Below are 11329 nucleotides of genomic sequence, written 5' to 3'. Positions count from 1 at the left end.
CCGAACGCCGACCCAAACCCTAACGTTGAAGTTTAGGGTTACCAGTGTGTCTGCTTCATGGACTCTTCCGAACAGGACACTAAGTCGACAAGTGGCGCACGTTCAACGAACACGCCGAACCTCCCGTTTTTCTTTTCACCCTATGTGATCACCCGTAGCGCTGACCAACCAGGGTGCTGGCCAGGCCGAATGTCCGTCAACTGCCCGACACCGCAGGAGCGGTGGGTGCACTCACGTCGAAGTGTCCTGCTTTGGGAGCGGCTTTCATGAGGGCGGTGAGGACTCTCGCCTTCACCGCGCCTTCCTCACCGCTCCCCCAGATCACCTCACGGCCCCGAGTGAGTTCCAGGGAAACCGCATCGTACGAGGTGACCCGCACGACCTTGGTGTCCCTGGCGACGCCGCCCGGAAGGTCGCCCGCGACCCGGACCGCTTCCCGCACCAGCCGGTCACTGCCGAAACGGCGCAGACTCGCTGACTGACCAGCTGTCAATTCCAGCAGAGGTACGCGCCCGGGCGCCTTGTCCACCGTGGCGAAGCGCACACCTTTGGCGTCCACTTCAATGAACTTTGCGCCCTTTTTCACCAAGAGAACCGGCTTTCGTTCGGTCACCTTAAGTCCGATGCCGTGCGGCCATGACCGTACGACATCCACCGAGTCGATACGAGGCAACTTCTGGCGCAACCTGTCGGCGACGGCGTCCGTGTCCACGGAAATCAGCGGAGCCCCCATCGGCACCGCCGCGGCGGCCTCCACCTCGGCCGGTGACAGCACGTCGACACCGGTGATCCGGACCTGTTCGGTCCGGAGCCAGGACGAGCCGTAGAGCGCCCAGACGGCGCCGGAGCCGAGCACCAGCACGGCCGCGGCGATCACGATCAGCAGCCTCCGCCGGGACATCCGGCGCCCTTCGGCGCCCGCGCGCGGCGGCCGGTCCGGGGTGTCCTCCTGCTGCCCTGCACCGCGCTGGGCGGTCGTCGCTCCGGCCACGCTCGCTCCTTATGCCGGGTCCGGGGGCGCCGCCCCCGGACCCGTCCGCCTCACGCGCCTCGGCGTGCGGCAATCGCCTCGTACACCATGCCGACCAGCAGGTCGTCGGCGTCCCGGCGGCCGAACTCGGCGGCAGCGCGGGACATTTCATACAATCTGTGTGGATCCGCCAGTACCGGAAGCACGTTGCCCTGGACCCACTCGGGAGTCAGCGCCGCGTCGTCCACCAGCAGACCGCCGCCGGCGTTGACCACCGGCTGGGCGTTGAGCCGCTGTTCACCGTTGCCGATCGGCAGCGGGACATAGGCGGCGGGCAGCCCGACGGCGGTGAGTTCGGCGACGGTCATCGCGCCCGCGCGGCAGAGCATCATGTCGGCCGCGGCGTACGCGAGGTCCATCCGGTCCACGTACGGTACCGGGATGTAGGGCGGCATCCCGGGCATGTTGTCCACACGCGGCATTTCGTTCTTCGGGCCGACCACATGCAGGATCTGGATGCCGGAGCGCTGCATCAGCGGGGCGACCCGCTGGACCACCTCGTTGAGATGGCGGGCGCCCTGCGAGCCGCCGGAGACCAGCAGCGTCGGCAGGTTGGGGTCGAGCCCGAAGGCGGCACGCGCCTCCGGACGGACCCGGGCCCGGTCCAGGGTGGCGATGGTGCGGCGCAGCGGGATGCCGATGTAGCGGGCACCGCGCAGCTTGCTGTCGGGGGTGGAGACGGCGACCCCGTGCGCGTACCGCGAACCGATCTTGTTGGCCAGGCCCGGCCGGGCGTTGGCCTCGTGCACCACGATCGGCACCCCGGCGCGTTTGGCGGCGAGGTAGCCGGGCAGCGCCACGTAGCCGCCGAACCCGACCACGCAGTCCGCCTTGGTGCGTTCCAGGATCTGCTCGGCGGCCTTGATGGTGCCGCGCAGCCTTCCCGGGACGGTGATCAGTTCGGGGGTGGGCTTGCGCGGCAGCGGTACGGCCGGGATCAGGGCGAGTTCGTACCCCCGCTCGGGTACGAGTCTTGTCTCGAGTCCGCGCTCCGTGCCGAGAGCGGTGATTCCCACGCTCGGGTCCTGCCTGCGCAGGGCGTCCGCGAGGGCAAGCGCGGGCTCGATGTGGCCGGCGGTCCCCCCACCGGCGAGTACGACATGCACCGAAATTCACCGCTCTCCGGACGGACGCTTCTTGATGCGCCGTCTCATCGTCTTCCATCTCACCCCGGGCCTCCGCATGGCCAGGGCCGCCTTCGCGGCGGGATCCTCTCGCGCGAACGCGATCAGCAGCCCGACAGCGAACATGGTCGGCAGCAGGGCCGACCCTCCGTAGGAGAACAGCGGGAGCGGGACACCGGCGATCGGAAGCAGACCGAGCACCGCACCGATGTTGATCACTGCCTGAGCCGTGATCCAGGTGGTCACACCTCCCGCGGCATACCTCACGAAGGGGTCCTCCGTGCGTCCGGCCACGCGGATACCCGCATAGCCTAGAGCCGCGAAGAGGGCGAGTACCGACAGCGTCCCCGCCAACCCCAGTTCCTCCCCCGTGATGGCGAAGATGAAGTCGGTGTGGGGTTCGGGGAGTTGACCCCATTTTTCCACACTTGCACCGAGCCCGGATCCGAACCAGCCGCCGGACGCAAGAGCGTAGATACCGTGTACGGCCTGCCAGCACGAGCCGCCCGGCCCGGGTTCGCTGGCGCCCATGCAGTCGAGCCTGGCCATCCGGTTCGGACTGGTCTTGATCAGCACGAAGCCGATCAGGCCGGCGGTGGCGAGCACTCCGGCGAACAGCCGGGTGGGAGCCCCGGCCAGCCAGAGCAGCCCGAACAGGATCGCCGTGAGAATGATCGCAGTGCCCATGTCACCGCCGAGCATGATCAGCCCGAGCAGCATGAAGGCGACCGGGACGAGCGGCACGAGCATGTGCTTCCACTGGGCCAGCAGCCGCTTGTCCTGTTTGCGGGCGAGCAGATCGGCCCCCCACAGGACGAGGGCGAGCTTGCCGAACTCACTGGGCTGGAGCTGGAAGGGCCCGCCCAGGTAGAGCCAGTTCCGGTTCCCATTGACCGACATCCCTATCCCCGGCACCTGGACCAGCACCATCAGGAAGACGGCGCCCATCAGCAGCGGGTAGGACAGGGCGCGGTGCAGCTTGACCGGCATCCGGGCGGCGATCGCCATCAGCCCTGCCCCGATGACGGCGGCGAGGAACTGCTTGCGGAAGAAGTAGGTGCCCGGCTTGTCGAGCTCCAGCGCCTTGATCATCGAGGCGGAGTAGACCATGACGAGCCCGAGCACGGTGATGAGCAGCCCGGCCCCCAGGATCAGGTAATACGCGGTCAGCGGGCGGTCCCAGGCCCGGCGTGCCTGCTCGTAGAACCGCCGCACACCGCCGCCGCGGGGGGTGCGCGGGCCGCCCGCGGTCCTGGAGCGGCCCACGGGGGGCCGCCGGGAGCCGGAGGCCGACCGCACGCGCAGGGCGAGTCCGCCCGGCAGCGGGGCACCCCCGGCCGCGAGGAGGGGCGGATGGAGCGCCCGGCTGATCGCCGTGGTCGCCCGTGAGCGGTCCCTGCCGCGTGCGGCAGAGCTCTCTTCGGCCGGCATGGTCCTGTCCCCTCCACTGCTCGTGCCCGGGGCCTCGGTGCCGAGGGCCCGCGCCCGCGGCACAGCCGTACGTGCCCGGTTGCTCCGGGACGGTACGGCGCGGAGGCCGGGCCCGTCAGGCGCTCTCGGCGGCCAGTGCGCGGACGGCGTCCGCGAAGGCCTCGCCCCGCTTGTTGTAATTGACGAACATGTCCATCGAGGCGCAGGCCGGGGCCATCAGTACGGTGTCTCCCGGCCGGGCGAGCCGTGCCGCTTCGCGGACCGCCTCGGACATCGCCCCAGTGTCGGTCCGGTCGAGGTCGACCACCGGGACCTCGGGCGCGTGTCGCGCGAGGGCTTCGCGGATCAGGGCGCGGTCGGCGCCCATCAGCACGACGCCCCGCAGGCGCTTCGCGCACCCGGTCACCAGCTCGTCGAAGGTGGCGCCCTTGGCCAGTCCTCCGGCGACCCAGACGATCGGGTCGTAGGACGCCAGGGAGGCCTCGGCCGCGTGGGTGTTCGTGGCCTTGGAGTCGTCGATGTAGGTGACCCCGGCGACCTCCGCGACACGCTCGATGCGGTGCGGGTCCGGGCGGAAGGCCCGCAGCCCGTCCCGTACGGCGGCCGGCGCGACGCCGAAGGCACGGGCCAGCGCCGCGGCCGCCAGCGCGTTGGCGATGTTGTGCGGGGCGGGCGGGTTCACGTCCCCGACCTCGGCGAGCTCCTGGGCCTGCTTGTGCCGGTTCGTCACGAAGGCGCGGTCGACGAGGATGCCGTCGACGACCCCGAGCTGGGAGGGCCCGGGGGCGTGGAGGGTGAAGCCGATCGCCCGGCAGCCCTCCTCCACGTCCGCCCCGCGCACCAGGTCCTCGGTGACCCCGTCCGCGGCGTTGTAGACGCAGGCGACGCTGTTGCCCTCGTAGATCCGGCCCTTGTCGGCGACGTACGCCTCCATGGAGCCGTGCCAGTCGAGGTGGTCGGGGGCCAGGTTGAGGACGGCCGCGGAGTGGGCGCGCAGCGAGGGCGACCAGTGCAGCTGGTAGCTGGAGAGCTCGACGGCGAGTACGTCGTACGTCTCGTCGCCGAGGACCGCGTCCAGGAGCGAGACGCCGATGTTGCCGACGGCCGCGGTGCGCAGCCCGGCCGCCTCCAGGATCGAGGCGAGCATCCGCACGGTCGTGGTCTTGCCGTTGGTTCCGGTGACCGCGAGCCAGGGGGCCGGTTCCCGGCCGTCCTGGCCGCGCAGCCGCCAGGCGAGTTCGACGTCGCCCCAGACCGGGACGCCTGCCTCGGCGGCCGCGGCGAACAGCGGCTTGTCGGGCTTCCAGCCCGGGGTGGTGACGATGAGCTCGGTGGACTCGGGCAGGGTGGCCCCGTCGCCGAGGCGCACGGTGATGCCCTGCGCCTCCAGCTCCGCGGCCTGGGTACGGGAGCGCTCGTCGTCCCCGTCGTTGACGACGGTGACGACGGCGCCGAGACCGCGCAGCACCCGGGCCGCCGGAATCCCGGAGACCCCGAGTCCGGCGACCGTGACGTGCTTGCCCTGCCAGTCCACGTTGCTCACTTCTTGGCTGCCCATCCTGCGTAGAAGAGGCCGAGACCGACGATCACACACATGCCCTGGATGATCCAGAAGCGGACCACGACAAGGACTTCGGACCACCCCTTGAGTTCGAAGTGGTGCTGGAGCGGCGCCATCCGGAAGACCCGCTTGCCGGTCATCTTGAACGAGCCGACCTGGATGACGACGGACATCGTGATCATCACGAAGAGGCCGCCGAGCACCGCCATCAGGAACTCGGTGCGGGAGCAGATCGCCAGACCTGCGAGCGCGCCGCCGAGGGCGAGCGAACCGGTGTCGCCCATGAAGATCTTGGCGGGCGAGGTGTTCCACCACAGGAAGCCGAAGCAGGAGCCCATCAGGGCGGAGGCCACGACCGCGAGGTCGAGTGGATCTCGTACCTCGAAACAGGCACTCGGATTGGTGAGGGTGGCCGCGTTGGCGCAGGACTCCTGGAACTGCCAGAGCCCGATGAAGGTGTACGCGCCGAAGACCATCACCGACGCACCGGTGGCGAGGCCGTCCAGACCGTCCGTCAGGTTCACGCCGTTGGACATGGCGAGAATCATGAAGAGCGCCCAGACCACGAACAGCACCGGGCCGATCGACCAGCCGAAGTCCTCGACGAACGAGAGCTTGGTGGAGGCGGGGGTGTTGCCGCGGGCGTCGGCGAACTGGAGCGAGAGCACCGCGAAGGCGATACCGACGATCAGCTGACCGGCCATCTTCGCCTTGGCGCGCAGGCCCAGCGAACGCTGCTTGACGATCTTGATGTAGTCGTCGAGGAAGCCGACGAGTCCCATGCCGGCCATCAGGAAGAGGACCAGCACACCGGAGAAGCGCATGTCCTCGCCGGTGATCACCTTCGCCAGGACGTACGCGATGATCGTCGCCAGGATGAAGGCGATGCCGCCCATGGTGGGCGTGCCCTTCTTCGATCCGTGGCTGCGCGGGCCGTCGTCCCGGATGAACTGCCCGTATCCCTTGCGGGCCAGCAGCTTGATCAGCAGCGGGGTACCGACCAGGGTCAGGAAGAGCCCGATGGCCCCCGCGAAGAGGATCTGCCTCATCGGCCGGCGACCTCGCCCTCGGTCGCGTTATCCAGCAGTGCCATGGCAACCTGCTCCAGGCCGACCGACCGGGACGCCTTCACCAGCACGACGTCTCCCGGGCGCAGTTCACTGCGCAACAGGTCGACGGCAGCCTGTGCGTCGGACACATGCACCGACTCCTCACCCCACGAACCCTCGTTGTATGCGCCCAGTTGCAGCCAGGAGGCTTCTCTGCCCCCGACCGCGACGAGCTTGCTGACGTTGAGCCGGACGGCGAGCCGTCCGACCGCGTCGTGCTCGGTGAGCGAGGCGTCGCCGAGCTCGGCCATCTGGCCGAGCACTGCCCACGTACGACGCCCCTTCCCCATGGCGGCCAGCGCGCGCAGCGCGGCTCTCATGGATTCGGGGTTGGCGTTGTAGGCGTCATTGACGAACGTCACGCCGTCCGGACGCTCGGTGACCTCCATGCGCCAGCGGGAGAGGGTGCCCGCCTCGGAGAGCGCCTCGGCGATCTCGTCTGCGGACAGGCCCAACTCATGGGCGACGGCGGCCGCGGCGAGCGCGTTCGACACGTGGTGCTCACCGTACAGGCGCATGGTCACATCGCTGCACCCGGTGGGTGTGTGGAGGCGGAACGCGGGGCAGCCGTCGTCGGTGAGCCGCACGTTCTCTCCCCGTACGTCCGCATCCGCGGCTTCACCGAAGAGCAGGACGCGGGCCTTGGTGCGGGAGGTCATGGCGCGGACGAGCGGGTCGTCGGCGTTGAGTACGGCGAGGCCGTCCGCGGGCAGCGACTCGACCATCTCGCCCTTGGCCTGTGCGATCTGCTCGCGCCCGCCGAACTCGCCGATGTGGGCGGTGCCGACGTTCAGGACGAGGCCGATCCGGGGCGGGACGAGGCCGGTGAGGTAACAGATGTCGCCGATGTAGCGGGCACCCATTTCGAGGACCAGGTGCCGGGTCTCATCGGTGGCGCGCAGCGCGGTGAGCGGCAGTCCGATCTCGTTGTTGAGGTTGCCCGCCGGGTAGACGGTGGGGCCCTTGCGCTCCAGGAGCTGGGCGATCAGGTCCTTGGTGGAGGTCTTGCCGGCGGACCCGGTGAGGGCGACCACGGTGGTGCCGAGGCGCCCGACGACGGCGCGGGCGAGCGCGCCGAGCGCCGCCACCACGTCGTCCACGACGATCGCGGGAACGCCGACGGGGCGGGCGGCCAGGACGACTGCCGCGCCCGCCTCGACCGCGCGCTGCGCGTAGTCGTGGCCGTCGACCCGTTCGCCGGCGAAGGCGACGAAGAGGCTGCCTTGCTTCACCTCCCGGGAGTCGATGACGACTGGCCCGCTGACGGTTACTGCCTGATCCGGTATGTCGTACGACTGCCCGCCGACGATTTCGGCGATCTCGGCGAGGGAAAGGGCGATCACTTGGTCATCCCTGACTGTTGTTCTCATGGGTGGGGGCACGGTGGACGGCGCTCTCGTGTCCCAGGGACCGCTCGATGGCCTCGCGCAGGACCACCCGGTCGTCGAAGGGGCGCACCACTCCGTGGATGTCCTGGCCCTGCTCGTGGCCCTTGCCTGCGATGAGTACGGTGTCGCCCGGCCCGGCCCGGCCGACCGCGGCGGCGATGGCGGCGGCCCGGTCCGCGTCGACCAGGACGTCACCGCGTTCGTGCACGGGCACTTCGGCGGCGCCCGCGAGCATGGCGGCGAGGATGCCCAGGGGGTCCTCGGAGCGGGGGTTGTCGGAGGTCAGTACGGCGGTGTCGGAGAGCCGGGCCGCGGCTGCTCCCATCGGGCCGCGCTTGGTGGTGTCGCGGTCGCCGCCGCAGCCGAGGACGATGTGCAGCTTGCCCTCGGTGACCTTCTGGAGGGAGCGGAGCACCGATTCGACGGCGTCGGTCTTGTGCGCGTAGTCGACGAGTGCGAGGTACGGCTGTCCGGCGTCGACCCGCTCCAGCCGGCCGGGCACCCCCGGCACGGCGGCGACGCCGTCGGCCGCGATCTGCGGGTCGATGCCCGCGACCGCGAGGGTGACGATCGCGGCCAGGGTGTTGGCGACGTTGAACGGTCCGGGCAGCGGGGCCCGGGCGGTGGCCCGTTGGTCCTTGGGGCCGACGACGGTGAAGGTGGAGCCGAGCTGGCCGACCTCGACGTCCTCGGCCCGCCAGTCGGCATCCGGGTGACCCTCGGCGGAAAAGGTGGTGACCGGGACGGACGCCTCGGTGATCAGCCTGCGGCCGTACTCGTCGTCGAAGTTGACGACGCCCTGCCTGCTGCGCTGCGGGGTGAACAGCCGCGCCTTGGCCTGGAAGTAGTCCTCCATGCCGGAGTGGAACTCCATGTGCTCAGGGCTGAGGTTGTTGAAGACGGCGACGTCGAAGACGCAGCCGTCGACCCGGCCGAGCACCAGGGCGTGGCTGGAGACCTCCATGGTCACCGCGTCGACGCCGCGTTCGCGCATGACGGCGAACAGGGCTTGCAGATCGGTGGCCTCGGGGGTGGTCCGCTCGGACTTGATGCGCTCGTCGCCGATCCGCATCTCCACGGTGCCGATCAGACCGGTGCTGCGTCCGGCGCCGCGGAAGCCGCCCTCGATGAGGTAGGCGGTGGTGGTCTTGCCGGAGGTTCCGGTGATACCGATCTGGAGCAGGTCGGTGCCTGGGTGTCCGTAGATCTCGGCGGCGAGTTCGCCCATCCGGCCGCGCGGGTCCTCGGTGACCAGCACCGGAAGTCCGGTGGCGGCGGCGCGTTCGGCGCCCGAGGGGTCGGTGAGGATGGCGGCCGCGCCGAGGCCGGCCGCCTGGGCGGTGAAGTCGGCGCCGTGGAGGCGGGCACCCGGCAGGGCCGCGTACACGTCTCCGGGGCGTACGGCCCGGGAGTCGTGGGTGATGCCGGTGACTTCGCCGGTGCCAGGCGGTTCGACTCCCAGCCGGGCTGCCAGCTCACCGATGGAGGTCGGCCGCAGCCGATCCGGGCGGGGCGCTCCCGGGTAGTTCACAGGGGCGTCCTTCTGGGTGGTTCGGAACTGTTCAGCGTGGGGCACGGCGGTGAGCGTACCGGGAGCACCCGGCCTCTCGCGAAGTGAGGGGCCGGGGTCGCGGTGGTTCCCGTTCCGGTTCCCGGGATCAGGGGTGATGGTTGTCACTGGATGGTCTCCCTGAGTTCACTCGCCGGGTTCGAAGGTCACCGGCAGCCTGGCCGGCTCGCTGCCCGACGGTGCGGTCTGAAGCGTCTTGAGGGCGAATTCCATGACCTGCTTGTAGATGGGTCCGCAGATCTGGCCGCCGAAGTAGCCGCCCTTGGTGGGGTTCTGGATCGCGCAGTAGACGGTGATCTGAGGGTCGTCGGCAGGAGCGAAACCGGCGAAGGACGCGGTGTAGCCGTGGTAGCCGCCGCGTACCGGATCGACCCGGTTGGCCGTACCGGTCTTGCCCGCGACGCGGTAGCCGGGGATCTTGGCCTTCGTCCCGGTGCCCTCCTGGTCACCGACCACCGACTCCAGCATGCGCGCCAGTGTCCTGGCTGTCTTCTCGCTGACCACCCGGGACTGCTCCGGGGCGTCGGCGGCGGTGAAGCGGCCGTCGGCCCCCTTGGTGCCGCGGACGAGGGTCGGTGCGATCCGGACCCCGCCGTTGGCGATCGTGGAGTAGATCGAGGCGGCCTGCATGGCGTTGAGCGAGAGCCCCTGGCCGAACGGGATCGTGTACTGCTGCGAGGTCGACCAGTCCTGCGGCTTGGCGAGGATGCCGGGGGTCTCACCCGGGTAGCCGAGTCCGGTCGGTGAGCCGATGCCGAATTTGCGCAGGTAGGAGTAGAGCGTCTTGTTGGCCTGGGCCTGGGTCTTCCCGAGCTGTCCGGCGGCCATGATGGTGCCGATGTTGCTGGACTTGGCGAGTACGCCGTTGAGCGTCAGGTACCAGGTGGGATGGTCGATGTCGTCCTTGAAGGCCCGGTCGCCGCGGTGCAGCCGGTTGGGGACGGTGACGTGGGTACCGGGGGTGGCGGCCCCTTCCTCCAGCACCGCCGCCATGGACATGACCTTGCTGGTGGAGCCGGGCTCGTAGACGTCCTGGAGCGCGGCGTTGCCCAGCGACGCCGCGTCGGCCTGCGAGAGGTCGTTGGGGTCGAAGCCGGGGGCGTTGGCCATGGCGAGCACCTCGCCGGTCCGGGTGTTCTGCACGACCACGTAGCCACGGTCGGCCCTGGACTTCGCCACCTGTTCGGAGATGGCCTTCTGGGCCGCCCACTGGATGTCGCGGTCGATGGTCAGCTCGATGTCGGAGCCCGCGACGGCCGGGACCTCCTTGGTGCCCGCGGTGGGCACCCGGCGGCCACCGGACTGGGCGTAGCTGATCGTGCCGTCCTCGCCCGCCAGCTCCTTGTCCAGCTGGGATTCCAGGCCGCCCGCGCCCTTTCCCTCGGCATTGACATAACCCAGTATCCCGGCGGCGAGCCCGCCGTTGGGATAGACCCTCTTGGTGGTCGCCTCCTGGAAGACACCGGCCAGCACATTGGCTCCGGGGCCGCCGGCTGCCTTGTCCTTCGAGGCCTTCTCGGCGAAGACCGACTTGAGGTCCTTGATCTGCTTCCAGACCTGCGGGGTCTGCCGGCGGGCCAGCACCGTGTACCGGCTCTTCGGCTTCGCCAGCTTCTTCGTCAGCTCGGCGGCGTCGGCACCGAGGATGGGCGCGAGCAGGGCGGCGGCCTGCCGGGGGGCGTCCGGGGCCTTGCTGTCGGCCGGTGTGAACATCTTGGGGTCGGCGGTGATGTCGTACGCGTCGACGCTGGTGGCCAGCGCGATGCCGCTGCGGTCGGTGATCTCGCCGCGCTCGGCGGCGACGGTGTAGCTGAGGTAGCGGTTCCTGTCGGCCTTGGCCGCGTACGCGTTGGCGTCAACGGCCTGGACCTGCAGGAGCCGGACGACGAACGCGATCATGACGAGTGTCAGGGCGAGGCTGACCAGCCGCAGCCTGGGGCGCGGACTGCCCAGCCGCAGCGGACGGCCCGAGCGGCTGCGCGGCGCCGGCCTGCGCGCGGCGGCCGACGAGGTCCGACGCCGCGCGTCGGGACGGGCGCGGCCGGAGCGGGGCGCCGCGTTACGGGGGCGCGCCGGGCCGGGGACCCGCCGGCGCGGTGGTTCCTTGGAAGGCACT

Annotated in this window: 8 protein-coding genes; all 8 read right to left on the bottom strand. The window is 70.2% G+C overall.

The annotated features are described in order from the left end of the window. Positions 1 to 196: 196 nt before the first annotated feature. The 8 genes from OG322_RS28680 to OG322_RS28645 all read right to left on the bottom strand — a co-directional run bounded on the left by OG322_RS28680 (position 197) and on the right by OG322_RS28645 (position 11328). A complete protein-coding gene (locus OG322_RS28680; protein ID WP_123469984.1) occupies positions 197 to 991 on the bottom strand; it encodes a cell division protein FtsQ/DivIB in 795 nt (264 codons plus the stop codon). Between the two features lie 50 nt (positions 992 to 1041). Continuing rightward, on the bottom strand, positions 1042 to 2136 hold the full coding sequence (murG, locus tag OG322_RS28675) for an undecaprenyldiphospho-muramoylpentapeptide beta-N-acetylglucosaminyltransferase (RefSeq protein WP_123469986.1): 1095 nt from the start codon (positions 2134 to 2136) through the stop codon (positions 1042 to 1044). A 6-nt stretch (positions 2137 to 2142) separates the two neighbouring features. After that, positions 2143 to 3585 (bottom strand): putative lipid II flippase FtsW, encoded by a 1443-nt coding sequence (gene ftsW, locus OG322_RS28670; RefSeq protein ID WP_266412223.1) that lies wholly within the window; start codon positions 3583 to 3585, stop codon positions 2143 to 2145. A 115-nt stretch (positions 3586 to 3700) separates the two neighbouring features. Beyond that, on the bottom strand, positions 3701 to 5143 hold the full coding sequence (gene murD, locus OG322_RS28665) for a UDP-N-acetylmuramoyl-L-alanine--D-glutamate ligase (protein WP_241199940.1): 1443 nt from the start codon (positions 5141 to 5143) through the stop codon (positions 3701 to 3703). Continuing rightward, positions 5125 to 6195 (bottom strand): phospho-N-acetylmuramoyl-pentapeptide-transferase, encoded by a 1071-nt coding sequence (gene mraY / locus OG322_RS28660; RefSeq protein WP_123469991.1) that lies wholly within the window; start codon positions 6193 to 6195, stop codon positions 5125 to 5127. The genes murD and mraY overlap by 19 nt, the downstream gene beginning before the upstream one ends. Further along, positions 6192 to 7598 (bottom strand): UDP-N-acetylmuramoyl-tripeptide--D-alanyl-D-alanine ligase, encoded by a 1407-nt coding sequence (locus OG322_RS28655; RefSeq protein WP_123469994.1) that lies wholly within the window; start codon positions 7596 to 7598, stop codon positions 6192 to 6194. The genes mraY and OG322_RS28655 overlap by 4 nt, the downstream gene beginning before the upstream one ends. Positions 7599 to 7602: 4 nt before the next feature. Beyond that, entirely contained in the window at positions 7603 to 9321 is a 1719-nt protein-coding gene (locus OG322_RS28650; protein WP_123469997.1) for a UDP-N-acetylmuramoyl-L-alanyl-D-glutamate--2,6-diaminopimelate ligase, read from the bottom strand. A gap of 18 nt (positions 9322 to 9339) precedes the next feature. Then, on the bottom strand, positions 9340 to 11328 hold the full coding sequence (locus OG322_RS28645) for a peptidoglycan D,D-transpeptidase FtsI family protein (protein ID WP_329307192.1): 1989 nt from the start codon (positions 11326 to 11328) through the stop codon (positions 9340 to 9342). Between the last annotated feature and the right edge of the window lies 1 nt (position 11329).

Source organism: Streptomyces sp. NBC_01260 (genome assembly GCF_036226405.1).
GTDB classification, from domain to species: domain Bacteria; phylum Actinomycetota; class Actinomycetes; order Streptomycetales; family Streptomycetaceae; genus Streptomyces; species Streptomyces laculatispora.
The sequence above is the reverse complement of the archived record's forward strand: the minus strand, read 5'-3'. Positions and strand labels throughout refer to the sequence as shown.

Excerpts from the sequence above, each read along its gene's own strand:
- ftsW (WP_266412223.1), bottom strand. The coding sequence starts at position 3,585 with ATGCCGGCCGAAGAGAGCTCTGCCGCACGCGGCAGGGACCGCTCACGG.
- murD (WP_241199940.1), bottom strand. The coding sequence starts at position 5,143 with ATGGGCAGCCAAGAAGTGAGCAACGTGGACTGGCAGGGCAAGCACGTC.
- mraY (WP_123469991.1), bottom strand. The coding sequence starts at position 6,195 with ATGAGGCAGATCCTCTTCGCGGGGGCCATCGGGCTCTTCCTGACCCTG.